Source organism: Ruegeria sp. BG6, assembly GCF_056538465.1.
In genome coordinates this window covers 397,061-423,403 of the sequence record NZ_JBQFTB010000003.1, presented here as the reverse complement: position 1 = coordinate 423,403, position 26,343 = coordinate 397,061, and the positions used below count along the sequence as shown (strand labels likewise).

The window sequence follows — 26,343 nt, the reverse complement described above, 5'->3', positions numbered from 1 at the left end:
AATAGACAACCTGGCCAAGAGGCTATGATGGTGGAACAGACAGATAAATCAGCCCAAGCGCGGCAGGCTTGGATGGGTGTACTGGCCCGGGCGCCGCAGGATGCCCTGATGGCACTATGGGACGGCCTGCAGCTGAATCCGACATATGAATGGCTGCGTGCGCCCGAAATCGGTGGCGTCATGGTGCGCGGTCGCACGGGTGGCACGGGTGCCCCGTTCAATCTGGGTGAGATGACAGTGACGCGATGCTCACTGGTGCTGGAGGATGGCACGGTCGGGCACGGCTATGTGCAGGGCAGGTCCCGGGATAAGGCCCGGACGGCAGCTTTGGTCGATGCGCTGATGCAAACCGAGTCTGCCGACATGGTCCAGGCAAAAGTGATAGATCCGCTGACGATGCAGATGCAGGCCGCAAAGACGGCACGTGCGGCCAAGGCAGCAGCCACCAAAGTCGAGTTCTTCACCATGGTACGCGGAGAAGATCAATGAGCGCGCAAACCCAATTCTCAGGTGGGTTCCGAAATGCGCCGGTTGATGCCGCACATGCCTTTCGTGCGGCAATGACCGTCATGGCGCGACCTGGAGAGATTCGTGACCTGACTGGTGCTGAGCCCCCCGTGCCCTTGTCCATAGCGGCGGGTGCGTTGCTGTTGACGCTGTGTGATCCTGAAACCCGCGTTCATCTTGCCGGGGAGGCTGATACCGAGGCGGTGCGGAAATGGCTGACCTTCCATACCGGCGCGCCGATTGTTCCGGCGGCCGAGGCCGATTTCTCGGTTGGCCGCTGGGAGGATCTCATGCCGCTGCACTCCTACCGGATCGGCACGCCGGAATATCCAGACCGGTCTGCCACGCTGATCGTGGAATGCGATGCGCTCGAACAGCAGGGTGCGGCACTCAGCGGGCCGGGGATCAAGGAGGTGGCGCATCTTTCGCTTCCGGATATCGCTATCCTGCAAGGCAATGCAGCGCTCTACCCACTGGGATGCGACTTCTTTTTCACCAGCGGAACGCAAGTCGCGGCATTGCCGCGCAGCACGCGGATTAGGGCGGAGGGTTAAGCGATGTATGTTGCCGTCAAAGGTGGTGAGAAGGCCATCGAAAACGCCCATGCCTGGCTGGCTGAGGAACGGCGCGGATCAACGGATGTTACCGAACTGAGCCTTGCGCAGATCCGGGAACAACTGAGCCTTGCCGTGAACCGCGTGATGGCTGAAGGGTCCCTGTTCGATCCTGATCTTGCGGCGCTGGCGATCAAACAGGCGCGCGGCGATCTGATCGAAGCAATCTTTCTGATCCGGGCCTACCGCACGACACTGCCGCGATTTGGTTACTCCAATCCGGTTGAGACGGGTGACATGGCGTGTGATCGCCGTATCTCAGCCACTTTCAAGGATGCGCCAGGCGGGCAGGTGCTGGGCCCGACCTTTGATTACACGCACCGTCTGCTGGATTTCAAACTGGCCGCTGACGGAGAGGTGGCTGCTGCGCCCAAAGGCTCTGCCCGGCATGAGCCAACACCGCATATCACCGAGTTCCTCAAGGGTGAGGATATCATTCAGGACGAACCGCCCAGCGACGCAACACCGGGAGACCTGACACGCGAGCCGATGGAGTTTCCGTCGAACCGGCCACTGCGCCTGCAATCCCTGACACGCGGGGATGAGGGCTTTGTGCTGGGCATGGCTTACTCAACTCAGCGTGGCTATGCCCGCAACCACGCTTTTGTCGGAGAGCTGCGGATCGGTAAGGTCGCGGTTGAGATGGATATCCCCGAACTGGGGTTCGCCATTGAGATCGGCGAGATCGAGTTGACCGAATGCGAAACGGTGAACCAGTTCAAGGGCTCCAAGACCGAACCGCCGCAATTCACGCGCGGATACGGGCTGCTATTCGGCCAGTCGGAACGTAAATCCATCGCGATGGCTTTGGTCGATCGTGCCCTGCGTTGGGAAGAACTGGGCGAGGACAATCTGGGCGCCCCTGCGCAGGATGAGGAATTTGTCCTCAGCCACTCAGACAACATTCAGGCCACTGGTTTCCTCGAACATATCAAGTTGCCGCACTACGTGGATTTCCAGTCTGAACTGGAATTGGTGCGGAAACTGCGCCGGGAAGCCGAAGAACGGATTACTGGGAAGGAGGCAGAAGAATGAAAGCGGTAGTTTTTGATATTGGCGGTGTACTGGTCGACTGGAAACCGCATCTGGCCTGGGTCGAGGCGCTTGGGTCGGAAGACGCCGCACATGCGTTTATCGAGCGCACGGATTTCCTGGCGCGCAATGCGCGTGGAGACAATGGCGAGCGATTTGCCGATCTGGCACAGGAACTTGACGATCCGCAGGACCAGCGCCTTTTTGCGGCATATGTAGGATTGTACACGCGTACCGTTGAAAACGCGATCCATGGAACCTGGGATGTTCTGGACCGGCTCAGGGCGCAGGGTACGCCGGTTCATGCCATCACCAACTGGTCAGCCGAAACCTGGCCAGAAGGACTGAAGGTGCACCCGCGTCTGGGCGAGGTGTTCGGAACATTGGTCGTTTCGGGGCAGGAGGGCGTGATGAAGCCCGACGCGCGAATTTTCGAACTGCTTTTTGCTCGTGCTGGTATTGCGCCCGAGGAGTGTGTGTTCATCGATGACGGTCTGCACAATGTCGAAGGCGCGCGTGCGGTTGGCATGGATGGCATTCACTTTACGACGCCGCGGGCACTGGAGGCAGAACTGACCGAAAGGGGTTTCCTGTGACGGGGTTCAGGATTGTCTGTCCGGGGCGAAGTGAGCTGGGGAACGCTTCTGTGTATCCGCGCGGGCTGGCGGATTTTTGCCGAGAGAGGTCTGCGTCGGCGCCCCGATCGCGCTCCATTCGTCTGTTGGGTCGCGTTGTTGCGCCTGACGTCGCCGTTTTGCATGGCGGGTGTGCCAAAGCAAATAGAAGAAAACGATCAATAAGAACGAACCAATTAACATTACGTCCACAAAAACACCAAAAAACAAAACGATACGCCAAATGACTGAGTATAACTTCGCATATCTGGACGAACAAACCAAGCGAATGATACGCCGGGCCATCCTCAAAGGCCTTGCCATTCCGGGCTATCAGGTGCCGTTTGCCAGCCGTGAAATGCCGATGCCTTACGGCTGGGGCACCGGTGGTGTGCAGGTTTCAGCGGCGACGCTGACGCCGGATGACACGTTCAAAGTGATTGATCAGGGCGCGGATGACACGACGAATGCGGTGTCGATCCGCAAGTTCTTCGAGAATACGGCCGGCGTCGCGACAACCGAAGATACGGCCAAGGCCACAGTCATTCAGACCCGCCACCGCATCCCCGAGGCGAAGCTGACCGAAGATCAGATACTTGTCTATCAGGTGCCGATCCCGGAACCGCTGCGTTTTCTGGAGCCGCGCGAGACAGAGACGCGCAAAATGCACAGCCTTGAGGAGTACGGGCTTATGCATGTAAAGCTATACGAGGATATCAGCCAGCACGGCGCGATTTCGACCGCGTATGCCTATCCGGTCAAGGTGTCGGGCCGCTATGTCATGGACCCGTCGCCGATCCCGAAATTCGACAATCCCAAGCTTGAAATGGATGCGATCCAGCTGTTTGGCGCGGGCCGGGAGCAGCGGATTTACGCGGTCCCGCCGCACACCAAAGTCGTGAGCCTCGATTTCGAAGACCATCCGTTTGAAGCGACGAAGGCCGACCATCCGTGCAATCTGTGCGGGGCCGAGGACAGCTATCTGGACGAGGTGATCATGGATGATGCGGGCAACCGAATGTTTGTTTGTTCTGACACTGACTATTGCCGGTCACGCCGTGAGGCAGGCCATGTGGGCCGATTGGCTGAGGAGAGCGCGGCATGACCCCTTTGTTGCAGGTCAAAGGCATCGGGAAACGCTATGGCGCGCGGATCGGGTGCACGGATGTAAGCTTCGACCTCTACCCCGGCGAGGTGATGGGGATCGTGGGCGAGAGCGGGTCGGGCAAGTCAACGCTGCTGAACTGCCTGGCGGGGCATCTGGAACCGGATGCGGGTCAGGTGATCTTTGACAGTCGGGCGAATGGACCGGTTGACACCGTTACCATGTCGGAACCCGAACGTCGGATGCTTGGCCGTACCGACTGGGCTTTTGTGCATCAGCATGCGCGGGATGGTTTGCGCATGTCGGTCAGTGCCGGCGGCAATATCGGTGAGCGATTGATGGCAGTCGGCGATCGTCACTACGGCAGTATTCGCCACAAGGCCATCGACTGGCTGGGCAGGGTCGAAATCGAGGCAGAGCGTGTGGATGACCGCCCGACCGCGTTTTCGGGCGGGATGCAGCAGCGGTTGCAGATCGCACGGAATCTGGTGACCGGACCGCGGCTGGTGTTCATGGATGAGCCGACCGGCGGGCTGGATGTCTCGGTTCAGGCGCGTCTGCTGGATCTGCTGCGTGGGCTTGTGCGTGAAATGGGGCTCAGCGCCATTATCGTCACCCATGATCTGGCCGTGGTGCGCCTGTTGGCGGACCGGTTGATGGTGATGAAGGATGGTCGCGTGGTCGAAGCCGGGTTGACGGATCAGGTGCTGGACGACCCGCAACACGCCTACACGCAGCTGCTTGTGTCGAGCGTTCTGCAGGTTTGAGTATTTGGGAAAAGATGAAGTGCGATGATTGAGTTAGTCAACGTGAGCAAGAGCTTCACCCTACACAATCAGGGGGGCGCGGTGATCCCGGTGATGCAAGGTGCCTGTCTGCAAGTCGGACCGGGTGAATGCGTGGCCCTGACCGGAGCCTCCGGAGCGGGCAAGTCGACCCTGATGCGGGTGATCTACGGAAATTATCTGGCCGCCTCGGGTCAGGTGCGGGTCGGCGGGGTGGATGTGGCGCGGGCTGAGCCGCGCGAGATTTTGGCGTTACGGCGAGAGACGTTGGGCTATGTCAGCCAGTTCCTGCGCGTGGTGCCGCGGGTGCCGACGCTTGACGTTGTGGCCGAGCCGTTGCTGGCGGTTGGCTGCGACAGGCAGGCGGCCTTGGACCGGGCAGCGGGGTTGCTGCGGCGGCTCAGTATTCCCGAACGCCTTTGGACACTCAGCCCGACGACATTTTCGGGCGGCGAACAGCAGCGGGTGAACATCGCGCGTGGTTTTGCGCATGATTATCCTGCCTTGCTGCTGGACGAGCCCACAGCCAGCCTGGATGCGAATAATCGTGAGACCGTCCTGTCGCTGATCCAGGAGGCGAAGGAGCGCGGCACCGCGATTGTCGGGATTTTCCACGATGTCGCGGCGCGGGAGCGGGTGTGCGATCGCGAGGTCAACGTCTCGGATTTCACGCCGGGGGTGGCTGCATGACCTTGGCCCCCGTCATAGCGATTGTCGGCCCTTCGGGTGTGGGCAAGGACAGTGTGATGGAGGCGTTGGAGGCGCGGGTGGACGGCATTCAGCGGGTGCGGCGGGTGATCACGCGACCCGAAGGCGAAGGCGGTGAAGATTTCGAACGTGTTCCGGTCGAGATGTTCCGACAAATGGCACAGGATGGCGCGTTTGCGCTGCATTGGTGCGCCCATGGGTTGCAGTACGGAATTCCGGGCGGGGTCGCGGATCAGCGCCGCAGGGCCGAGGCGTTGCTGGTCAACCTGTCGCGTGCGGTCCTGTTGCAGGCGCAGGATGTGTTTGGTGAGCTGATTGTCGTGTCGCTGACCGCGGATCCGGACGTTCTGGCACAACGCCTGTCGGCGCGCGGACGTGAAAGTGCCGCGGAACAGGCGCGTCGTCTGGGTCGGGCGGAGGCTCCGCTGCCCGAAGGTTTGAACCGGGTGATCGAAATCGACAACTCAGGGCCCCTTGATGCCACTGTGGATGAGATCCTGTCCCGGCTTCAGCCGGAAAGGGCGTAGCGATGGATCAGGTGGAACCGACCGTCTTCAGCCTCGCCCACCAATGCCAAGTCGTCGATCCGAAACGGGGTTGGCAGCATCGGTTCAAGGTGTGTTGCAAGCGCTGCCTGAGCGCTGCGAAGCGTGGGTTTGTCGAGTTTGCCGCTAAGCGTGATGTGAAATCGGAACGAATCCAACACGTAAGGGTAGCCCCAGTTGACCAGATTGGCGTCCTGTTCCGGTGTCAGGCCGTTGCCACGACGGCGGGCCAGATCCGCGTCGGTCGCAGGGGCGCGGAACGTATCGAGATCGCGAACACAAGCGGCGGCCAGTTCGCCAAGTTTCGCGGTGTCTCCCAAGGGGCACAGGGCGAGGAAGCGGCCGAGCCGCGCAATCTCCAGACCCTCCAACGTGACCGGAGCGTAGGATGCCGCCAGTCGTATGCAGGCGTCCTGCAGTTCTGCGGCTGTTCGGGTTTTGTGCAGGCGGAAGGGCGGTTTCATCGTCGCATGCAGGCCGTATTTGCGCGGAACCTCGGTCACGGCGGCTACGTCTACGCCGTCGACGTCAGGATGCGCCGCCACCGAGCCCGTTTCCATGTTCCAACCCAGCCAGCTGGTTGCGAACCTTGTCCAGTCCGCGTCGCCGGATGGCGCAAAATAGATCGCATATCGCGTGAATGTCACATTGGCCTCCTACCTGTGTGGCCGATCCATAGCCCAAACTGCGTGAAGTTCAGATGACAGAAGAATTGATCCTTGCCAATGCGACGCTTGTTTTGCCCGATGAAACGGTTACGGGCAGCATTCGCATCCTCGGCGAAACCATTGCTCAGGTCGATACTGGCGCGGCAGTCCCCAAGGGGGCGACGGATTGCGAAGGCGATTACGTCAGCCCCGGTCTTGTCGAATTGCATACCGACAATCTGGAGCGTCACATTCAGCCGCGTCCTAACGTACACTGGCCGCACGCCGCGGCGATCATTGCCCATGATGCGGAACTTGCCAGCACCGGCATTACGACCGTCTTTGATGCCATGCGCGTGGGTTCCATCCCTTCGGGCGCGGGGCGTTACGGGAAATATGCCCGGGGTTTGTCGCGCGAGCTGTGGCAATTGCGCGAGCAGGACGCATTGAAGATCAGCCATTTTCTGCATTTGCGGGCCGAGGTCTGTTCGGAAACTCTGATCGAGGAACTGGCCGAATTCGGCCCCGAAGATCGTGTCGGGCTGGTCTCGCTGATGGATCATACGCCGGGGCAGCGGCAGTTCCGGGACATGAACAAGCTCGAAGCCTATCTGAAGGGCAAATACGCGATGGATGACGCGATGTTCACGCGTCACGTGGCCCAGCTTAGGGGGTTGCGGGAACGCAATGGTAAAAAACACGAAACCGAGGCGGTCAAGGCCGCGCGTAGGTTCGGTGCGGTTCTTGCCAGCCATGACGACACCACAGCAGATCAGGTTCGTATCTCAGCCGGTCACGGCATTCGTCTGGCCGAGTTTCCCACAACGGTCGAGGCGGCGCAGGCCTGCCATGCGTATGACATCAAGGTCATGATGGGCGCGCCGAACGTGATCCGGGGTGGGTCGCATTCGGGCAATGTGGCCGCTCGGGATCTGGCCGAGCTTGGGCATCTGGATATTCTGTCTTCGGATTACGTGCCGTCGGCGCTGCTGCTGTCCGCCACGATGCTGGGTGAGCTGTGGGGCAACATGGCGCAGGGCCTGAAGACAGTGACACAGACCCCCGCGCAGGCCGCCGGTCTGGCCGATCGGGGTGAACTGCGCGCGGGTTTGCGTGCCGATCTGATCCGCTTTCGCCTGCGTGATGGTATTCCGGCGCTGAGCGCGGTTTGGTCGCGAGGGCGCCGCGTCGCTTAGAGTGGCAGGGCAAAGGCCGCTCAGGTCCTGTAGAACAGATAGCGGTCCGGGGCGATGGTCTCGGGTCCGGCAAATTGCTTGAATCCCACCAGGGGCTGGCCGGAGATCAGCAATCCGCCCGGCAGCATGACCCGCGCGATCAGCGGGCTGAGGCGGGCGGCCTCGGCAACATCCTCTTCCTTGATGCCGCGTCCGAAATCATAGTGGGCCATGGCGATGCAGGGGCCGTTTTCTGCCAGCTTTTCCAGCATCGGTTCTGCCTCGCCCTGTAGAAAATCTTCGGCCGGGGGTGTGCTGGAGGGATGGCATTGCAACACGCGATCCATGACCCAGATGCGCCGGTCGGGCAGGATCTCCCGCAAATGGTCATAGGTCCGGCCATTGCCAAGTCCCATATCCAGAATATCCCCAGGTGTTTCGGCGATCCGGGCTGCAGCCCAGTTCAGACCGTCGCGTTGCGCGGTCAGGCGGCGCAGCATGGAATCAAGTCGGCTCATCGGGTACTCCGTGGGTGTTTCGAATGTGGGGCGCGGCCCAGATCTCCGTGGGTCCGTCCTGCAATCTGGCCAGCAGGGTTTCGGTAAATCGCCAGATGCCTGGATCGTGCACCAGGTGATGGGTCAGCACGCCAAACGGTTCGGCATTGTCCGCGCGACCTTCGCGCCGGTCGCGCAGCAAACCTGCGGTTCGGGTGATCAGTATGTCCGGATCAACAAGTCCCCGTGTCCCACGCCAGTCGATCGGGTCCAGATGGGTGTTCACCTGTTCCAGCCCAGGCGCGGCCAGCCTTGACGCACGCGGCGTTGCCGTTGACAGAATGCGATAGCCGAGATCGGGCAAAACCTGCGCCACTTCGGGCGCGATGCGGTTCCACGGCGGAACGAAAACGGGCCTGAGCCGGTCGCCGAACAGTTTGTGCAGAGTCGAGATTCCAGCCCCCGCGTCCTGCGCAATTTGCGCCATTGGACGGTGCAGGCGGAATTCAGCTTTTTTCTCGGTGGCCGGAGCGTGGTTTTGATGGGACCACCCGTGCACCACCGGGACCAATTCGGAATGCTGCGCGACATAATCGACCAGGGCTTGGTCTGCGTCGCGGGGGATTACGGCAAGATGTACGGGCAGGCCGATGCGGCAAGACAGAGCCGACAGGGTTTCAAGCTGCGGCGTCACGGTTACCGCATCGTCGTCCCGCCACCAAAGCGGCAGGGTCAACTCTGCATCCGACCAGAGTTTCAGTTCGTGTGTCAGAGGGTTCCAGTTTGCGGTCATCGGCACCGCTCCAGCAGCGTTTTCGTGATCTCGACCGCTTCCCGCGCCCCGTCGAACCCCTGTGTTGGAACCTCCCGTGCACCGTCTGACAAGACTGTGCCGACAGCCTTGGCCAGAGCAGTGCCGCTTAACCGGGCGCTGGGCAGCACCCCGATGCCCGGAAGATCCGCAAGGCTTTGAGCGCGCAAACCCTGTTCGACCTCATTGCCGTCGTCAAAGGGTATGAAAACCGCCGGCGTTCCGCTTTGCAGAATATCCAGCGCAGTGTTGTAACCGCACATGCTGACCGAAGCGGCGGCAATTGGAAGCATTTCACGAAAATCCGGCCGGACCGGTTCCAGCGTGATGTTGGTGCCTTTGGCCTGTTTCGACAGGTCGGCGATGCGCGCGCTTGCGTCCCGTCCGCCGACCAGCAGGCGCCAGCGCCTGTCTGGCATCTTTCGGGCGGCCTCGATGGCCGCGCGAAAGATCGGCTGGCCCACCGATCCGCCACCGGCGCTGACGATGACCTCGTCCCGACCGACGCCGTCCGCGTGCGGTTGCGGTGCCGATGGGGCAACAAAACCGGTGTAGTGCAACCGCTCGGACAGCTCAGCCGTGACGGGCCAGCTGACATCCAGTTTCGTGAACTTTGGGTCCGAGTGGACAAGGATGCCGTCATAGTACCGCATTACGATCTCAAGTGCGCGATGAGCTTTCTCCGGTTTGGAGGGCGGCGCAAGAATGTCGCGGATCGACCCCAGAATCAGCGGGCGGCGCGGCAGGCCATGCGCTGCTTCAAGGGCAGCCGTGAACTCTCGGGCCAGCGAGCGCCGACCAAACGGAAACAGTTCGGTGATCAGCACATCCGGCTGAAAACGCTGAACGGCCTGCGTCAGCGCGACGATCCGGGCTGACAGATATGTGTCGTCCGCAACAGAGCCTGTTTCGGTCAGAAGTCGCGTGAAGTCCGTTCCATCCGACCGCAGGGGCGGCAGCCCGAAAAGCGTCAGCCCCGCACTGTTCAGTTGCGGTGCGGGCATCCCGCCAGATACGACCAACACCTCAGCCCCGTCCCGCGCATAGGCGCGCCCAAGTGTCAGGGCACGGCTGAGATGACCAGTGCCCAACAGGTGCGTGACTACGATCAGAACCTTCATGAATTGGCCTCCGGGCGCAGCAGGCGAACCGGTTCGGGATCAGGGTGCATGTTTCTCATGTCGACGATATACAGCCGGTTGCGCTTGATTTTGAAGGGTGGGGGGCCGTTAAAGTCCCACCCCCAGGCCTGCGCCAGAATGACCCGCATGATACCGATATGGCAGACGGCAAGTGTGTCCCTTTGCAGGCCTGACAGCCAGGGGGCCAGACGGGCTCGGACGTCGGACGGGCTTTCTCCGTTTGGGGGGCGGAAATCCCATCCCCAGTCCTCGATATGACGGTAACCGCTGCTGGCATCTGCGATCAGGTCAACGCCACGCTTACCCTCCCAGGCCCCCCAGTTCATTTCGATCAGGGCGTCTGATGTCTGCGGCGCGCGTCCGGACACCAGTCGCGCCGTTTCGCTTGCACGCATCAGAGGGCTGGACCACAGCTCGGCCGTGTCCCACGGGGAAGGGAGTGCGGAACCCGAAAGCTCGGCTTGCGCGTCGTCATCCAGTGCAATATCGCTGCGCCCCTGAATGCGCCCCGCACGGTTCCAGTGCGTGTGGCCATGGCGAAGTAGGGCAAGCCGGGTCATGTAGGCACCCCCAATAGCGGGCGGGCGTGTTGCCAGAAGCGCCTGGTGGCTTCGGGCATCAGGTTGCGCGCCGCCACATGCGCGCGCGCGTTTTCTCCCAGCGTGCGGCGCAGGACCGGGTCATTCAGCAACAGCTGCATCCGGTCGGCCAGGCCTTGAGCGCCCGCTTCGACAGTCGGATGATCCGAGGGGGCAAGAACATCGCGCACACCGGGTCTGTCCTGCGCAACGACCGGAAGGCCACAGGCCTGAGCCTCAAGATAGATCATGCCATAGGCTTCGTTCACGCCGGGCCAGACAAGAAAGGACGACTTTAGGTAGGCAGCTTGGACCCCGGCGCGGTCCAGCAGCCCCAGAATACGCACCTTCCCGTCAAGCCGGGCCATCAAGGCTTCGACTTCCAGCCGGGCGGGCCCATCGCCAACGATATTCAAGGCCCATTCCCCGTTTAACCGCGCCAGTGCGTCGGCAAGAACCCGGTACGAGGCCAGCTTGTCGCCATGCCGCATCATGCCGACCGCCAGCATGGGCCCGTTGCGTTCCGAAACGGCGGGCAGATCTGCAATGGGCAGAAACGGCGGCAACTCGGCCAGGATTTGATCGCCAAATCGGTCCCGCTCCAGCGTGATCAGGTCGTTGGCGGTGTGATAGTAGATCACCCGCGCCGCATCACAGGCCCGATGCGCGGCGTTGGCAAAACCAGCCCAAGGGCCGTTCAGCCGGCTGGAGGCGCGGGTGCTTTCCAGTTGCACATATGGAATTCCCCGGGCCTTGCAGACCTGTGGCCCCAGCAGATCAGGGGCCTTGTAATAATTATGATAGGTCACCCACAGAGCCGTTTCGGCTGGCATCGTGTCCAGAACGCGTTCCACTTCGACCCGTGCCGCGGCATGCAACGCCTGCTGGGTTCCGGTATCTCCGGTCTTGTCATAGATGCGGAGCGTGGAAACGAGATCGACCTTGTCCCCCTGTGCGCCGATCGCCTTCATCAGATTGCGCGCCATTTCGCGGTCGCCCGAGGGAACCGGGCTGTCCGGAGATTTCATCGGGGCGTAAAAGGCAACCCGTGCCATCAGGCAGGTTCCAGACACAAGGCGTTCAGGCGGGCGGACAGCCGGGCAATGCCGGGATCCATTTGGAATTCGGTGATCAGGCGGTTGTAAGCCGCCGCAGCCATTCTGGCCGCATCTTCCGGATCGGCGGCAACACCGGATATCGCAGATGCCAGCGCTGCGGGATCATCGTCCGCCAGAATACCGTGCACGCCGGTCTCGATGAACTCGGGAATGGCGGAAACCGGGGTGGACAGGATTGGCAACTGCTGAGAGGCCGCTTCCATCAACACGTTAGGCAAACCATCACGGTCGCCGTCCACCGCAATCCGGCTGGGCAGGACAAACAGGTCGGCACGCCGCATCGCCTCGATCACTTCGGGCTGATCGCAGGCACCTTTCCAGCTGATCCGGTCCGCCAAACCCGCAGCGATGGCCCGTTCCTGCAGCTGTTTGTTCAATGAACCGCCCCCAATATGGGTCCAGTGCCAATTCAGTGCATCCGGTAACAGGGCAAATGCGTCGATCAGTCGGTCAAACCCTTTTTTTTCGACCAACCGGCCGACGGACAGCATGTGAAACGGGTCGTTTGCGGCCCGGATCATACGGTCAGGAGGGGACGGGAAGCGCGACAGATCCAGCCCGTGATAGATCAGTTCGATCCGCGCGGGATCATCAGAAAGCCCACGCAGGTGTTTTGCGCCAATGGCGGTGCAAGTGGCCCCAAACGCGGCACCAAACGTGTCGGACCGCAGTTTTTCCCGCTTCTCCCATTCAGGTGAGGTCCAGATGTCTTTGGCGTGGGCGGAAAAGCTCCACGGCAATCCCCGCATGATCGCGGCATATCGCGCGACTGAGGAAGGCGTGTGCATGAAATGCGCATAAAGCGCCAGCGTTTGCTCCGGCAGTTCGGCGGCCAGAACGCAGGCCTGCCCGAAGCGCCGGATGCGATTGTGACTAGGGTCGCGGCGCAGATCATCGCGCCAGGCCCGATACGCCTGCTTGTAGCCAGGCAAAGCCCGCGCCACATGACGGGCAGCCCAGACACGGCCGGGTTCTTCGTACAAGTACTCGGGCAGGTAATGGACACGACCCTGAAATCGGTCGTGCACAGCGTGGCGTTTGACATCCGTTGGGTGGCGCAGGGACCAGATATCAAAGCGGTGGCCAGCCTCTTGCAGGGCCACCAGTTCCTGGGCGATGAACGTCTCGGACAGGCGCGGCCAACCTTTGACCAGCACCGCCAGTTTCGGCAGGTCTGCGGTCATCCGGTGGCCCGTTCCCGTTTGCGGCCCAGCAGAACCTCAATGCGATCGGTCACGTAATCCAGCCCGCCCAACAATCCGCCCCGGATGGCTTCTGACGGCAGCGGCTGGTGCGGAATATTGCGAATGGCCTGGATCATTGCCTCGGTTGTCAACCCTTCCCGGCGTTCGTCCAGCATGCGGATCAGGCCCAGGTTTTCGGCCCGGGAAGCCCGGATCCACTGTTCCAGGCGCGGTGTCGTGCGCGGTACGATGACCGCGCGTTTGTCAAAGGACAGAACCTCGCAAAAGGTGTTGTAACCACCCATGCAGACAACTCCGGTGGCGCCGGCAAACAGGGTTTCAATCTGCGATTCAAATCCTACCGCGGTAACACGCCCATCAAGCGCGGCAACGCGCGTTTCGAACTCTTCCCGCAATTCGCCCGACAGGAACGGTCCGTAGACCAGCACCGCCCTTGGCGACAGGTCGGGGTCGCTTTCGTAAGCGGACAGCACCAGATTGACGAGCGCCTTGCCGTCTCCGCCGCCGCCGGGCGTGATCAGCACATAAGGCTGCTTGGGTGGGTCGCCAACGGGGCCAAGATCGCGCCGAAGATAACCTGTCCAGTGAATACGGGATTGCGCCGCCGGGCTGAGCGGCAGCCCCTTGGTCGGATCGTAGACCGATCGCAAGCCGTATACCCAGATTTCGTCGTAAAACCGCTCCGTCGCGGCCACTGCGTCCTTTCTGGCCCACTCGGCGGCCAGAACCTCGGGCTCGTCCAGAACATCCCGCAGACCCAAGACAAGCCGTGTCCGGCGCGAACGTTCAAGGGTTTCCAATGTGCGCAGCAACTCGCCCCGAAACCCTGTCGGCTCTTTGTCCACGACAAAGACGTCAGGATCGTACTGCTCGACCGCGGTTTGAATCAGGCGCGCGCGCAGCTCCGTGACTTCTTCGATGCCCATGCCAATGGTCTGCGAGGCATATGAACCGTCGGCCCGCTTGGTGACACCGGGCAGGCGCACATGGTCGACGCGGCGTGGAAACGTAAACCGCCCCGCCACGGGCGAGCCCGTCAGGATCAGCGCGGAGGCCGTCGGATCTGCCTGGGTGATTGCGGCGGCCAAAGCACGGGAACGGCGCAAATGTCCCAACCCGAACGTATCGTGGCTGTAAAACAAAATGCGCGGCGCGCGGCCGGATATCTCACTATGTCGTTCTAGGCTCATGCCTTCGCCCGTTTTTTGTCATTTCGGTGCAGTATCCGCGCAAATGCACCCGTATCTTATTATTTCAGTCTCTGCCCGCCAAACGAGCGCTGCCCGACCTGCAAATGCGCCATGCATTGCGATTTGGCAACATCAATTCCAGAGCAGAACAGGCGCGTGGCACCGGATTGTCCCGCCCAAACCGGTCTGACGGTGTTCACTTGTTACAGGATTGGTCATATTCAGTTTTTGTCAGGTTGAAAACAGCCTTGTCCAAAACTGTGCGCCAGGAACACGGCTGGACACTTTATCGAGATGGGAAGGTTGGATAATTTGAACACCTGTAAACGCTTGAGTATTCTGTGCGGCAACATGCGAACTGGACCTAAACCCATGCACTTCAAACTGTTTGCCGCGCTGGTTTTCACTTTCTGGGCAGTGCTTGCTGCCGGAACGGGGGCCGTCGCTCAGACATCTTTGATTCCGGGATACCCGACTGCTGGCGACACCAGTGCCGAGACGAGCGCCGACGGAGACATAGCCGCAGCCATCCGCGCCGCGACCGAAGCTGGCGCAAGCGTGATCGTGATCGACAGCGCCGGGCAGGTCGCAACTGCCGGAACCACCGGAGCCGCCGGTGCGGCTGCGGGCGACGAGAACGACCCGATGGGTGAAGGCTCGCAACTGATGAAGGCGCAGGAGAGGTTCAGGACTTTCCGGGAGTCGGTTCAGTCGCGGCTGGAGGCGTTGCCCTATTCGATCTTCGAAGTGCAGTACATTCTGCGCCAGACCAGCCCGGACGGGCGGATCATGACCTATGTCGAGGTTCTGGCCTGGAATGTCCTGTTCCTGCTGCTGGGACGGTGGCTGTCCATCGAGATCTACGGCAAGCGTATCGCGCGGCGTATCGTGGTGGCGCGATCCAAGGACAACCCCCAGGGGTACCGTGAGAAGATGCCGTTCCTGGTGTTCCGTTTCCTGATGGGGATCGGGGCCACCGTGTTTGCCATGTTGCTGGCGCTGATCGTGGGGTATCTGTTTCTTGGCGAGGCCGAGGACATCTCGATCCAGTTCACGGTCACAGCCATCTTCACGGCGTTCTTCCTGTCGCGGACAGTGTCGGATCTGTGGCGGATGGTCCTGTCGCCCTACCTAAGCCAATACCGACTGCCACCCTTTTCCGACAGGGACGCAAAGCGGTTGTACATCTGGGCTTCGGCCATCGCGACCTATGACATTTCGGTCGTTCTGTTTTCCACCTGGGTTGCCGATTTCGGGCTGAACTACAACGTCTACGCGATGGTCTACGGAAGTCTGACAATGCTGGGCGCTGTCGCCAATGTCTTCATGATCCTATTCAATGCCCGTGCTATCTCGAACGCCATTCGCGGCGGACGCGCGCCGGATCAGGTGTCGTGGATATTGCGGTTCATCTCGTTCGCCTGGGCTCCTGTGCTGATCGTGTATCTGGTGTTCAGCTGGCTGAAACTGGCCGTGGATCTGTTGCTGGAAAATCAGAACTCAATACCGATTGTCGCCAGCAGCTATCTCATTTTCATGTCCGTCGTGATTGCATACGGCGCCATGAACTATCTGTTGGAGCGGTATTTCGACCGTAACCGTCAGATCGAGGAAATGAACGCCCGCGCGGAAGAGGCCGAAACCGAAGAGGGGCAAGGCGCAGCGGAAACACCTGAAGCTGAGCAGAGAAAGCACACCATCCTGACCTACGAGGATCTGGCCCGGCGCGTTGCGGGCATTCTGGCCTTTGTGGTTGGTGCCTACGCACTGGTGGTGATCTGGAACCCGGACGCCAACTGGAGCGAGGATCTTCCGATCGAGCGGGTGCTCGATGTGATGGTAATCATCTTCATGGGCTATATCCTGTTCCATTTCTTCCGCATCTGGATCGATTCCAAAATCGCCGAAGAAGAGGTCGATGTCGGCGAAGCGGAACTGGGCGATGAAGGCGGCGAAGGGGGGCAAAGCCGTCTGGCCACCCTGCTGCCGCTGTTCCGCGGTGCGATCCTTGCAGTTGTCGTCGTGACCATAATTCTGATTGTGCTGATGGAGCTGGGCATCAACGTCAGTCCGCTGTTCGCGGGTGCCGGTGTTGTTGGTCTGGCCGTCGGGTTCGGCTCGCAAACGCTGGTGCGGGACATCTTCTCGGGCGCGTTTTTCCTGATGGATGATGCCTTCCGTAAAGGCGAATATATCGATATCGGCGACGTGAAGGGGACAGTTGAGAAAATCTCGGTCCGGTCCTTCCAGCTGCGCCACCATCTTGGGGCGCTCAACACCATTCCGTTTGGCGAGATCAAGGTGCTGACCAACTACTCGCGCGACTGGGTGATCATGAAGCTGCCGCTGCGTGTGACCTATGACACCGATGTCGAGCAAGTGCGCAAGCTGATCAAGAAGCTGGGCCAGCAGTTGCTGAGCGATCCGGTGATCGGCGAGAACTTCATCCAGCCATTGAAATCGCAAGGCGTGATCGAGATGCAGGATTCGGCGATGATCATCCGGGTCAAGTTCATGACCAAGCCGGGTGACCAGTGGTTGGTGCGCAAAAAGGTCTATCAGGAAATTCGCGAGCTGTTCGCGCGCGAGGGCATTCGTTTCGCCCACCGCGAGGTCACCGTGCGTCTGGCCGATGACAAGAATGCCGAGGACCTGACGCCCAAGCAGCGCGAGGCCGTAACAGGCGCAGTGCAGGCGGCGATTGATGAAGACTATCTTGACGATATTGGCCCGGGCGGCGGCGATGACAGATAGCGCATCCTCCCGCCCCTTTGACCGGCGTCTCTGACGAGACGCCAGCAAAGAGTTGGGCTGGGCCGCGCGTCCCGCGCGGCGGTGGCTCTTTGGATGAGTGGGATAAACTGACACGCCTTTGAGCCACGGCGGGCCGAGAACGTGCAGAGCGGTTGGGGTTTTTGCGAGCGAGGGTCTGTCGGAAAAGCGTCAGGCAGACAGACCAGCCCACTGCGGCGGGGAGGTGCCAAGCCTTGATGCGGGCAGCGGCCAGTGCATCCTGGCAGTCCCGACGCTCAGCGCGGATTTCAGGCGGTGGCCAGGCCCCCAACCCGAAACCTCGGTAGCCTGGGCATAGTCCTGCGGGGTGGCACCCTGCATCTCGACCTCGGGGTCGGATTTGCTGAGTGCCACCAGCAACTCTGCGGTGCGTGCAAGTGACAGTTTGGCGTGCATCACCGGGTTCCCCCGCGCGGCCTGAGCAAGCGCCGACAGGATTGATGCGGCCATCAGGTAACCGGTGGCGTGATCCAGCGCCTGCACGGGCAGGGGGGTAGGCTTGTCCGCCTGCGCCCAGATGCGCCCGGCATCGGCGATCCCGGCGCTCATCTGGACAAGGCTGTCAAACCCGCGTCGGGTCGACCAGGGGCCTTGCCACCCATAGGCGTCCAGTGTCACCTCAACCCGGTTCGGGGCCAGTTCATCCCGTTTGGTTTTGGTCAATCCAAGCGCGTCCAGTGCGCCGGGACGATAGCCGTGAACAAAGACGTCCGCCTCGGCCAGTAGGTCATGCAACTTTTGACCCCCGGCAGGAGATTTCAAGTTCAGATAGGTGCATCGTTTGCCCAGCGAGATGTCGGGAATGACCCCGGGCTCGTCCCAACCGGGGGGATCGATCCGCAGCACTTCCGCGCCGAATCCGGCGAGGGTTCGGGTGGAAACCGGGCCAGCCAGAACGCGGGTCAGATCAAGGACCCGCAAGCCAGCGAGTGGCCGTTCTGCTGTGGCATTTGGCCGGTTGCGCAGGGTGACGATTCGCGGGTTTTCCCAGGTAATCAGCGGGTCGCGCGACACGGCACGGCCCTGAGGATGTTCAAGCCATTCCACCCGGCTGCGCATGGCAGCCGCAACACCGCCTTCGGCGACAATCGCGCTTTCAAGTTCCGAAATCGCCCACTGCCTGACCGCCTGGGATACGGCGTCCCGATCTGCGGGTGTATCCAGAACCTTGAGGGCCGCGCTGCGATGATGCGGCAGGTTGGTGTGCAACCGGATCCAACCGTCCGATGCCCTGTAGTTGCCGGCAACCGCATCCCACAGGTCCGGCATCTGCCAGCCATCGGGTTTGAACGAAAGCCCGAACCAGAGCGATGCCAGGCGGTGATCGATGGTGATTTCCGGTGGCTTCGCGGACAGGTTCAGGGCTGAAGTCAACGAAGAAAGCTCCTGCCCGACGGCGGCAAAGCTGGCAGTGGCAAGCTCTGACACCGCAAACACGCTTGAAAGTGCGCCTTTCCCGGTAGTCCGATAGCTGTCTGTGGCGGGAAGGGACGACAGCAGGCTCATTGCTGATAGGGGTCCAGACTGTCGCGAAGCCCGTCGCCAAGGAAGTTGAAGGCCAGCACGACGACGATGATCGGCAGCATCGGGATGGCGGTCCATGGGTAGATCTCGATCGAGGCGAGGTTCTGTGCGTCGTTCAACATCACGCCCCAACTGACCGCCGGAGCCCGCAGGCCAAGGCCGAGGAAACTGAGCGCCGTTTCCCCGAGGATCATTGCCGGGATCGACAATGTGGCCGAGGCGATCAGGTGTGACATGAAGTTCGGCAAAAGGTGCTTGCGGATCACCCGCCCCGAGCTTGCGCCCATCATTTCCGCCGCGCGCACGTATTCCTCTTCGCGCAGGGACAGGAACTTGGCGCGAACGGATCGGGCGAGACCGGGCCAGTCGAGAATGCCGAGAATGATCGAGATGATGAAGAACACCGCCACCGGGCTCCAGTTCGACGGGACTGCGGCGGACAAGGCCAGCCAAAGGGGCAGTTCCGGCAGCGAGCGCAGGATTTCGATCACCCGGTTGATGGTCCAGTCGATCCTGCCGCCGAAATACCCCGCCATCGACCCGAACAGGATACCCAGAAAGAACGACACCGAAATACCGATGAGGCCCACGGTCAGCGACAGTTGCGCGCCGTAAAGGATGCGACTGAACACGTCCCGGCCCAGCCGGTCCGAGCCCCAAAGGAACAGCGTGGCGCCCTCGGGGGCGCAGAACAGGTGCCTGTTTGTTTTGATCAGTCCTGCCAGCTTGTATTCGGACCCTTCACAGAAGAACCGGATCGGTCGTGGGTCTTCGGTGTCGGGGACGAATTTCCACTGAAAGGTCTCAAGATCAGCTTCGGCTATGATGGGATAGACGTAAGGTCCAACAAATTCACCTTCGTGAAACCAGTTGACGCTTTGGGGCGGGGCATAGAGGTGTTCACCATTTCGGTCGTTCGGCCCGTAAGGCGCAATGAACCCGGCGAAGGGCAGCATCAGATAGCATAGCAGCAGGAAGATACCCGAAATCAGGCCCAGCTTATGGGTCCGGAACTTGCGCCAGACCAGAACCCAGTTCGGTGCGTCCAGATCCGCGCGTTCGAGTTGTTGGATCGAGGCTTCGGGATCGAACGGGGCGTCGTCGACATAGCGGCCGTCAGGAAGTTTGCTCATGCTTCACGGCCCTCGTATCGGATGCGCGGGTCCAGCATGACCAGCAGGATGTCGGAGATCATCGTTCCGATCAGGGTCAGCAGGGCGACGAACATCAGGATGAAGGCCGACAGGAACTGATCCTGTGTCTTAAGCGCCGTCAGCAGCGTCGGGCCGATGGTTTGCAGGCCCAGAACGACCGACACAAGAACCGATCCCGACACCATCGAGGGCAGCAGGTTGCCGATGTCCGCCACAAACGGGTTGAAGGCAACGCGCAATGGGTATTTCGTCAGCATCCGCGACGGGGCCATGCCCTTGGCGATGGCGGTTTCGACATATGGCTTGCCCAACTCGTCCAGCATATTGGCCCGCAAACGCTGCATCATTGCGGATGCCCCGGAGGTGCCGATGACAAAGGTCGGAACAATCAAGTGGACAAGAATGGACTTCAGCTTGTCCCAACTCATCGGCTGGCCTTCGAAGGATGGGTCCATCAGCCCGCCGATGGGCAGGTTGAAATAGCGGTGACCGTAATAGAACAGGATCAGCGCCAAAAGAAAGTTTGGCGTGGCGAGACCAAGATAGCCAACAAAGGCCGAGGTGTAGTCGATCCAGGTTCGTGACTTTGCGGCTGCCAAAACACCCAGCGGCAGGGCCACTGCATAGACGAAAAGGATCGCGGCCAGGTTGACCACGACCGTCAGCCACAACGTGTCACCCACGATTTCGGACACGGGGCGGTCGAATTCAAAGGACCAGCCGTAATTGCCCTGCAACAATCCTTCGAACCCGTGGGGACCGGGCCAGAACCCCATCCAGATCAGGTATTGCTCCGGCATCGACCGGTCCAGCGCGTATTCCTTGCGCAGAAACTCGGCCTTGGCCACGCCGGCCGACTGGCCCGAGGCCTGCAATTCAGCAATCTGGTTGCTGAGATAGTCGCCGGGCGGAAGGTTGATGATCACGAAGATCAAAACCGACACCACCAGCAGTGTCAGCAGCATCGTGAAAAAGCGGTACACCGCGTAGCGCAGCATGATCATTTAGCTGCTCCTGTCAGTCGGCGAAAAAGAACTCGTCTGGCCGGTGGACGCCGAAATGCGCACCGGGTTCCCACGCCCACATGGCTTGCTGAGGTACATTGCGCAGACGGTTCGAAACCACGATCGGTTGCGGTGCACCGTTCAGAATACCGATGGCGTACAGCTGGTCGGCATGAATTTTCAGCATTTCGGTCCAGACCGCCTGACGCTCTTCGTCGGTTGTGGCGATTTCCCATTTGTGGGCCAGTTCCATCAACCGCTCTGCCTCAGGCATGTCTGGTGACTCGCCCGCTTCGCCACCTGTCTGATGATATTGCCCCCATTTCGGCCACGCCAGAAACACCTGATCGGTCGGGGCCAGATAGGCGGGGGAAGTGTGATTTTGCGGGATACCGTCATCCCAGCCAAACCAGACGGATGCCATCGTATTACCCGAGAAGACACGGTTGCGCAGGATGTCCCGGTCCAGCGGGCGCATGACCAGCTTGACGCCAACCTCGCGCCAGGTGTCGGTGACGATCTGCAATGCGTTTTCAACCTCTTGCCGTTCGCCAGCGGTTTCGATCACCAGTTCCATCGGACGTCCGTCAGGCAGCAATCGGATTCCATTGTTATCCCGCTTGTCCAGCCCGGCCTCGTCCAGAAGGGCATTGGCCTGCTCGATGTCGAACTGCGCCCAGGCCTGTGCATTTTCTTCGTTGTAGAAAGGTGAGGCAGGCAGCACCGACATCGCACCGGGCTGGGCCAGCTTGAAGTAGAGCGCCTGATTGATCGTCTGGCGGTCAATTGCAAGCGAAAGGGCGCGGCGCACGCGCACATCGCGCAACACTTCGCGCCAGCCATCATCCGAGTAATTCAGGTTCGGGTAGATTGCGATCTGTGACGCCACCCCGGTTTTCCAAAGCAGTGTCTTGTAGTTCCCCTTCTCCTCGCCCTTTTTCAGGATTGATGCGTCACGGAAAGCCAGCCCGCGCCCCTGCAAATCGGTCTCACCCGCGTTGGTCTTGGCTGCAACAAGGCCGGGGGCGACGATCTCCATCTCGACCACATCGATATAGGGCAGTTGCACGCCCTTGGAGTCGATGCGGTGATAGTAAGGGTTGCGGACAAAGTTGTGCCGGATCTTCTTGCCCGAGCTCGCGTTCAGCCAGGGCTGCAGGGTTGGCAGTTCGTGGTTGTCGAATTTATAGAGGTTATCCAGCTTGTTGTGCAGCGCGGCCCAGCTTTTGACCCTTGCATCGTCAACCTGAAAGGCCAGATCTTCGGCATCTGCAAACTTCTCATGATATTGCTTGAGGAAGGCGGACGGGCGGTAAATGAAGGGGGGGCGGGCCTGCGCCAAAGATTGAAGGAAATTCGGGTTCGGATCGTCCCATTCGTAAATGATTGTCTGCTCGTCCGGGAAAGTCACGGTCGGCAACTTGCCTTCGACTTGCAGGAAATCCGGCGGACCGGAGGGGCTGAGGAGTTCATTGTTGGCCACATCCTCCCACCAGTAGCGAAAATCTTCCGAGGTGAAGGGAGAGCCGTCGGACCATTTGTGCCCTTCGCGCAGATGCAGCGTGAACTTGCGGTTGTCTTCGTTGTCGAATGAGGCCAGCAGGTCCGGGACAATTTCATAATTCTGGTCGAAACCGACCAGGCGGGCATACCCATAGACGACCATCTGGCGGATGTCCTTGGATCGCGTCACCATCGTGCGCAAAGTTCCGCCGGGTGTGCCGAATTCACGCCCAGTCGCGGCCAGATCAACGATCAGGGGGTCCTTCGGCAAACGCTCCTGAACCGGGGGCAGATTGCCTGCGTTGACTTCAGTGGCCCAGAATTCGCTTTCCTGTGGTGTCGGAACGGTCTCTGCCGTGGCGGGCAGCATCCAGGTCAGGGCCAGCGACGCGGCCAGAAACAGGGGACGAGTGGTTTTAAACATGGCAACGTACCTTATGGCCGGGCTCCAGCTCTATCAACGAGGGTACCACGGTGTCAGAGAAACGAAAGGCTTCTTCCCAGCTGCTCGGTGCCCCCGCGCCCAAAGCGACCAGTTTCAGGTCGATGGGACGGTTGATGTCAGGTTCCGGTTGAGCGGCAATCAGCGCTTTGGTGTATGGGTGGCGGGGATTGTAAAACAGGGTCTCAGGCGGGGCTTGTTCGACGATAAGCCCCCTTCGCATCACGGCGACCTCATCAGCGATGCGTGCCACGACAGCAAGGTCGTGGGAGATGAAGAAGTAGGACAGGTTCAGACTGTCCTGTAGATTCTCCAGCAATGTCAGGATCTGTTCCTGCACCGACACGTCCAGTGCCGAGGTCGGCTCGTCACAGACGATCAGCAACGGGTCCAGCATCATGGCGCGGGCAATCGACAGGCGCTGGCGCTGACCACCGGAAAACGCATGCGGGTAGCGTTTGAGCATGTCCGCGTTCAAGCCCACCCGTTTCAGCATCTCGGCCGCCTTGTCCCGCTGTTCGGAAACGGACCCGATGCGGTGGATTTCCAACGGCTCGGTCATGGCGTCTTGAATGCGCATGCGCGGGCTAAGCGAACTGTAGGGATCCTGAAACACCATCTGCGCATTGCGTTGAAACGCGGTGCGCTGTGCGCGTGTCATCTTGTGGACCGTGATCGGATCGGCATCTGCCGAAGTGCGGAACAGCACTTCGCCGCCCGGATCAGGTAGCTCGGCGCCCAAGGCGATGCGGGCGGCGGTGGTCTTGCCTGACCCGCTTTCGCCTACAACGGCCAGCGTTTTGCCCCGGGCCAGTTGCAGATCGACACCCTGACAGGCGAAGATTTTCTTGTCGTCCTGCCAACCCTTGCTTGAACGCATGGTGTAGGTCTTGCTGACGTCCTTCATCTGCAGGATCAGATCATCCTGCGGCATCGGCAGGCCAACGGCATCCTTGTCCGGGATTTCCGGTGCGGCATCAAACAGTTGCCGCGTGTATGGGTGCGCGGGCGCATTCAGCATCGGCTCCGCCGGACCGGCCTCCATCACGCGACCCTTGTGCATGACGACAACCTGCTCGGCCATGTTGGCGACAACGCCCAGGTCATGCGTGACCAGGATCAGCGCCATGCCGGTTTCTTTTTGTAGCTCCTTGATCAGCCCCAGAACCTGCGCCTGCGTCGTCACGTCCAGCGCGGTGGTCGGTTCATCTGCGATCAGCAGTTCGGGTTTCGAGACCATCGCCATGGCGATCATCGCCCGCTGCCGCATGCCGCCGGACAATTCGAAAGGGTAAGAATCATACGCCCGCTGAGGGTCGGGGAACCCGACGCGCTCGAACTGGGTCAGAACCTCTTTGCGAGCCTGCGCCTCGGACGCACCGCGATGCAGCCAGAGAACCTCGCTGACCTGATTGCCGATCTTGTGCAATGGAGAGAGGGATCGCATCGGCTCCTGAAAAATCATCGAAACGCGATTGCCGCGAATATCGCGCATCTGGCGTTCGTTGATTCGGGTCAGGTCCACCAGACCCTTGGAATCATTCAAGGTAATTGTTCCGCTGCGGATCTGGGCCGTGCGCGGTAGAATGCGCAACGCTGCCCGGCAGGAAATGGTTTTGCCCGATCCGGATTCTCCGACCAAAGCAAGCGTTTGCCCCGCCTCGACGTCAAAATTCACGCCTTTGACAACAGATTCCGCACTGCCAAAGCCAATGCTGAGGTCTTGGACAGACAACAACGCATTCATGCAGGTTTACCACCTGTTTGACCGTAGGTCGGCATCGGCTTGTTCAACTCCCTGTGTTTTTTGGCTCAGTTTCGCGCGGTTAGTGCCGCATAGTCAAACCGTTCTTGGGCCCAAACGTCGCGGAAACGTGAAACCGGGGGCAATTTATCTACACAAAGTCTTGAGTTCTTGTCATCTAGGGCAGTGTCGGCCACATCTTGTCTGTCGACTGCCATCAAGGAGAGATTTGCCCCGTGTCCGACAATCAAAGCCGTCTGGATCTGTTCATCGACCGCATGGTGTCACAGCGCGCCTGCCTGGATTTTGCCATTGCGCAAACCCGCAGCATGCCGGGTCCCGTGTTTGAGCTCGGACTGGGCAACGGGCGAACCTATCATCACATGATCGGTCGTGTTCAGGATCGCCCGGTTTATGTTTTTGAACGGGCGGTTGCGTCGCACCCGGAGTCCACACCGCCCGACGATCGGGTGATCCTTGGCGACGTGCGGGAAACTCTGCCCGCGTCGGTCGACCGTTTTGGCGCATCGGCCAGCTTGATACATGCGGATCTGGGCGGGCATAACAGGGCCAAGAACGATGCGTTCGCACGATTTGTATCGCCGCTGATCGAGCCGCTGCTGGCCGAGGGCGGATTGATGGTGTCCAGTGATCGCATGTATTTCGAGACTCTAACCGAAGTGCCGCTGCCGGCAGGTGCTGTGGAAGGCCGCTGTTTCATTTATCGCCGCTGATCCGGGCCACAGGAAAGAGCGCCAATGCTGTTTTATGACTGCTCAACCGCCCCCAACCCGCGCCGGGCCCGCATGTTCATCGCTGAAAAAGGGCTTGATATCGAAACCCGGCACATCTCGATCGCTGATCGAGAGCAGTTGAGAGACGATTTCAAGGCGGTAAATCCATGGGCAACGGTGCCGGTTCTGGTGACGGATGACGGCACAGTCCTGACCGAAAACCTTGGAATCGCTGCCTATCTTGAAGCGCGCTTTCCCAATCCGCCTTTGTTGGGCCGTGGTCCGGACGAAAAGGGACTTGTTTTGATGTGGAACAGTATTGTCGAGCAACAGGGCGGCGCCCCGATTGCCGAGGTGCTGCGCAACACCAATCCCTTCTTTCGGGACCGGGCGATCCCAGGACCGGTCAACTACGCGCAGATCCCCGAACTGGCGCAGCGCGGCACCGACCGTGTAGCACAGTTTTTCGATCTTCTGGAGCAGCGCTTGCGAAACAGCGCATTCTTGGCCGGGGCAGAGTTTTCACTGGCGGATATTTCGGCTTTTGTTTTTGTCGATTTTGCGCGGGTCATCAGAACGCGCATACCTCAGGAAAACACGGCGACGCTGGCATGGTTCGAGGGGATCAAGGAACGACCCGGCGCCAACCTTTGAAGCCAAGGTTTTAGGAAGCGTAGACCACCCAGGCCCAGACCATGGCGACGTAAGTCAGGTTGTGCATGAACTGATCCAGCCCGGCAGCCCGCCAGAATGCCGCCTGATTGGGTTGCAGTTGCCGCTTGTCCGAGTACCGGGCCTTGGCAAAGTCGATGTTGAAATGCACGAACCATTCCAGAACGGCGATCACAAGGATGAAAGCTATCGGGGTCCCGAACAGCAGAAACACAATAGCAGACCCCGCCGCATGCACCGCTGCATGCTGCGCGCGCCCCAAATGCATATATTCCCCGCGGCCCGACAGCATTTTTGCTGTCTGGAGATAAAAATCCGCGAACATATGTTTGACCTGCAATAAGCAGATCATCAGCAACACCGCGCCAAGTGTAGCAGTCAAAATCGCCTTCCCCATATCAGTCTGTCTCAAACTCTAGGTGCTAAATTGGGCTCGCGCAAATGAACTAGTTCACACAAGGGGGGGATTTTCGATCAATTGGAAACTATTTGCGTCTTTT

The 26,343-nt window shown here is 60.4% G+C and carries 27 protein-coding genes; 12 read left to right on the top strand and 15 right to left on the bottom strand.

The features are described from left to right. The first annotated feature begins 27 nt into the window (after positions 1 to 27). The 8 genes from phnG (at position 28) to phnN (ending at position 5,892) form a co-directional block, all read left to right on the top strand. Positions 28 to 489 (top strand): phosphonate C-P lyase system protein PhnG, encoded by a 462-nt coding sequence (gene phnG / locus ACR0JW_RS09055; protein WP_170678381.1) that lies wholly within the window; start codon positions 28 to 30, stop codon positions 487 to 489. Further along, positions 486 to 1,061: a phosphonate C-P lyase system protein PhnH gene (gene phnH, locus ACR0JW_RS09050; RefSeq protein WP_170678380.1), complete on the top strand. Its 576-nt coding sequence runs from the start codon at positions 486 to 488 to the stop codon at positions 1,059 to 1,061. The genes phnG and phnH overlap by 4 nt, the downstream gene beginning before the upstream one ends. 3 nt (positions 1,062 to 1,064) lie before the next feature. Beyond that, complete coding sequence (locus ACR0JW_RS09045; RefSeq protein ID WP_170678378.1) at positions 1,065 to 2,156, top strand: carbon-phosphorus lyase complex subunit PhnI; 1,092 nt, start codon at positions 1,065 to 1,067, stop codon at positions 2,154 to 2,156. Next, positions 2,153 to 2,749 (top strand): HAD family hydrolase, encoded by a 597-nt coding sequence (locus tag ACR0JW_RS09040; RefSeq protein WP_170678376.1) that lies wholly within the window; start codon positions 2,153 to 2,155, stop codon positions 2,747 to 2,749. Before ACR0JW_RS09045 ends, ACR0JW_RS09040 begins: the two co-directional genes overlap by 4 nt. Positions 2,750 to 3,011: 262 nt before the next feature. Further along, on the top strand, positions 3,012 to 3,872 hold the full coding sequence (locus ACR0JW_RS09035; protein WP_480713820.1) for an alpha-D-ribose 1-methylphosphonate 5-phosphate C-P-lyase PhnJ: 861 nt from the start codon (positions 3,012 to 3,014) through the stop codon (positions 3,870 to 3,872). Beyond that, entirely contained in the window at positions 3,869 to 4,639 is a 771-nt protein-coding gene (phnK, locus tag ACR0JW_RS09030; protein ID WP_170825100.1) for a phosphonate C-P lyase system protein PhnK, read from the top strand. Before ACR0JW_RS09035 ends, phnK begins: the two co-directional genes overlap by 4 nt. Before the next feature lie 24 nt (positions 4,640 to 4,663). After that, positions 4,664 to 5,347: a phosphonate C-P lyase system protein PhnL gene (phnL, locus tag ACR0JW_RS09025; RefSeq protein WP_170678370.1), complete on the top strand. Its 684-nt coding sequence runs from the start codon at positions 4,664 to 4,666 to the stop codon at positions 5,345 to 5,347. Next, entirely contained in the window at positions 5,344 to 5,892 is a 549-nt protein-coding gene (gene phnN, locus ACR0JW_RS09020; RefSeq protein ID WP_170825101.1) for a phosphonate metabolism protein/1,5-bisphosphokinase (PRPP-forming) PhnN, read from the top strand. Before phnL ends, phnN begins: the two co-directional genes overlap by 4 nt. On the opposite strand, the gene ACR0JW_RS09015 is transcribed toward phnN, so the two are convergent. After that, entirely contained in the window at positions 5,874 to 6,557 is a 684-nt protein-coding gene (locus tag ACR0JW_RS09015; protein WP_170825103.1) for a DUF1045 domain-containing protein, read from the bottom strand. The two genes, phnN and ACR0JW_RS09015, sit on opposite strands and share 19 nt — an antisense overlap. A 53-nt stretch (positions 6,558 to 6,610) precedes the next feature. Between ACR0JW_RS09015 and ACR0JW_RS09010 the strand changes: the two genes are divergently transcribed. After that, positions 6,611 to 7,753 (top strand): alpha-D-ribose 1-methylphosphonate 5-triphosphate diphosphatase, encoded by a 1,143-nt coding sequence (locus tag ACR0JW_RS09010; RefSeq protein ID WP_170678364.1) that lies wholly within the window; start codon positions 6,611 to 6,613, stop codon positions 7,751 to 7,753. A 20-nt stretch (positions 7,754 to 7,773) separates the two neighbouring features. On the opposite strand, the gene ACR0JW_RS09005 is transcribed toward ACR0JW_RS09010, so the two are convergent. From ACR0JW_RS09005 to ACR0JW_RS08970, 8 genes are read right to left on the bottom strand one after another with little or no spacing between them, the layout of a single operon-like run. Beyond that, the gene (locus tag ACR0JW_RS09005) at positions 7,774 to 8,250 is read right to left on the bottom strand and encodes a class I SAM-dependent methyltransferase (RefSeq protein WP_170678362.1); all 477 of its coding nucleotides are present in this window, start codon (positions 8,248 to 8,250) and stop codon (positions 7,774 to 7,776) included. Then, a complete protein-coding gene (locus tag ACR0JW_RS09000; protein WP_170678360.1) occupies positions 8,237 to 9,022 on the bottom strand; it encodes a polysaccharide deacetylase family protein in 786 nt (261 codons plus the stop codon). Before ACR0JW_RS09000 ends, ACR0JW_RS09005 begins: the two co-directional genes overlap by 14 nt. After that, positions 9,019 to 10,161, bottom strand: coding sequence for a glycosyltransferase (locus ACR0JW_RS08995; protein WP_170678359.1), 1,143 nt, complete (start codon positions 10,159 to 10,161; stop codon positions 9,019 to 9,021). Before ACR0JW_RS08995 ends, ACR0JW_RS09000 begins: the two co-directional genes overlap by 4 nt. After that, positions 10,158 to 10,742 (bottom strand): histidine phosphatase family protein, encoded by a 585-nt coding sequence (locus ACR0JW_RS08990; protein WP_170678357.1) that lies wholly within the window; start codon positions 10,740 to 10,742, stop codon positions 10,158 to 10,160. The genes ACR0JW_RS08995 and ACR0JW_RS08990 overlap by 4 nt, the downstream gene beginning before the upstream one ends. Then, positions 10,739 to 11,815, bottom strand: coding sequence for a glycosyltransferase family 4 protein (locus tag ACR0JW_RS08985; RefSeq protein WP_170678355.1), 1,077 nt, complete (start codon positions 11,813 to 11,815; stop codon positions 10,739 to 10,741). The genes ACR0JW_RS08990 and ACR0JW_RS08985 overlap by 4 nt, the downstream gene beginning before the upstream one ends. Next, positions 11,815 to 13,062, bottom strand: coding sequence for a glycosyltransferase family 4 protein (locus ACR0JW_RS08980; protein ID WP_170678353.1), 1,248 nt, complete (start codon positions 13,060 to 13,062; stop codon positions 11,815 to 11,817). The genes ACR0JW_RS08985 and ACR0JW_RS08980 overlap by 1 nt, the downstream gene beginning before the upstream one ends. Then, complete coding sequence (locus tag ACR0JW_RS08975; protein ID WP_170613505.1) at positions 13,059 to 14,273, bottom strand: glycosyltransferase; 1,215 nt, start codon at positions 14,271 to 14,273, stop codon at positions 13,059 to 13,061. Before ACR0JW_RS08975 ends, ACR0JW_RS08980 begins: the two co-directional genes overlap by 4 nt. Positions 14,274 to 14,332: 59 nt before the next feature. Beyond that, positions 14,333 to 14,473, bottom strand: a complete 141-nt coding sequence (locus ACR0JW_RS08970; RefSeq protein ID WP_170678349.1) for a hypothetical protein — start codon at positions 14,471 to 14,473, stop codon at positions 14,333 to 14,335. 172 nt (positions 14,474 to 14,645) lie between these two features. Here ACR0JW_RS08970 and ACR0JW_RS08965 point away from each other — a divergent pair, with 172 nt between their 5' ends. Continuing rightward, positions 14,646 to 17,027 carry a mechanosensitive ion channel domain-containing protein gene (locus ACR0JW_RS08965; protein WP_170678347.1) on the top strand — a complete coding sequence of 794 codons (2,382 nt, stop codon included), beginning with the start codon at positions 14,646 to 14,648 and terminating at the stop codon, positions 17,025 to 17,027. A gap of 189 nt (positions 17,028 to 17,216) precedes the next feature. Here ACR0JW_RS08965 and ACR0JW_RS08960 read toward each other — a convergent pair whose 3' ends face one another. The 5 genes from ACR0JW_RS08960 to ACR0JW_RS08940 are packed head-to-tail and all read right to left on the bottom strand — an operon-like array spanning position 17,217 to position 24,440. After that, on the bottom strand, positions 17,217 to 18,572 hold the full coding sequence (locus ACR0JW_RS08960) for a CoA transferase (protein ID WP_170678345.1): 1,356 nt from the start codon (positions 18,570 to 18,572) through the stop codon (positions 17,217 to 17,219). Beyond that, positions 18,569 to 19,723: an ABC transporter permease gene (locus ACR0JW_RS08955; RefSeq protein WP_170678343.1), complete on the bottom strand. Its 1,155-nt coding sequence runs from the start codon at positions 19,721 to 19,723 to the stop codon at positions 18,569 to 18,571. Before ACR0JW_RS08955 ends, ACR0JW_RS08960 begins: the two co-directional genes overlap by 4 nt. After that, the gene (locus ACR0JW_RS08950) at positions 19,720 to 20,748 is read right to left on the bottom strand and encodes an ABC transporter permease (RefSeq protein WP_170613497.1); all 1,029 of its coding nucleotides are present in this window, start codon (positions 20,746 to 20,748) and stop codon (positions 19,720 to 19,722) included. Before ACR0JW_RS08950 ends, ACR0JW_RS08955 begins: the two co-directional genes overlap by 4 nt. 13 nt (positions 20,749 to 20,761) lie before the next feature. After that, the gene (locus tag ACR0JW_RS08945; RefSeq protein WP_480713819.1) at positions 20,762 to 22,675 is read right to left on the bottom strand and encodes an ABC transporter substrate-binding protein; all 1,914 of its coding nucleotides are present in this window, start codon (positions 22,673 to 22,675) and stop codon (positions 20,762 to 20,764) included. Then, positions 22,668 to 24,440 carry an ABC transporter ATP-binding protein gene (locus tag ACR0JW_RS08940; RefSeq protein WP_170678339.1) on the bottom strand — a complete coding sequence of 591 codons (1,773 nt, stop codon included), beginning with the start codon at positions 24,438 to 24,440 and terminating at the stop codon, positions 22,668 to 22,670. Before ACR0JW_RS08940 ends, ACR0JW_RS08945 begins: the two co-directional genes overlap by 8 nt. Positions 24,441 to 24,673: 233 nt before the next feature. On the opposite strand from ACR0JW_RS08940, the gene ACR0JW_RS08935 reads away from it, so the two are divergent. Then, on the top strand, positions 24,674 to 25,171 hold the full coding sequence (locus ACR0JW_RS08935) for a class I SAM-dependent methyltransferase (protein ID WP_170678337.1): 498 nt from the start codon (positions 24,674 to 24,676) through the stop codon (positions 25,169 to 25,171). A 24-nt stretch (positions 25,172 to 25,195) separates the two neighbouring features. Further along, on the top strand, positions 25,196 to 25,825 hold the full coding sequence (locus ACR0JW_RS08930) for a glutathione S-transferase (protein ID WP_170678335.1): 630 nt from the start codon (positions 25,196 to 25,198) through the stop codon (positions 25,823 to 25,825). A gap of 10 nt (positions 25,826 to 25,835) precedes the next feature. Here the strand turns inward: ACR0JW_RS08930 and ACR0JW_RS08925 are convergent, their stop codons facing one another. Next, a complete protein-coding gene (locus ACR0JW_RS08925) occupies positions 25,836 to 26,225 on the bottom strand; it encodes a DUF3307 domain-containing protein (RefSeq protein ID WP_170678333.1) in 390 nt (129 codons plus the stop codon). Positions 26,226 to 26,343 lie beyond the last annotated feature (118 nt).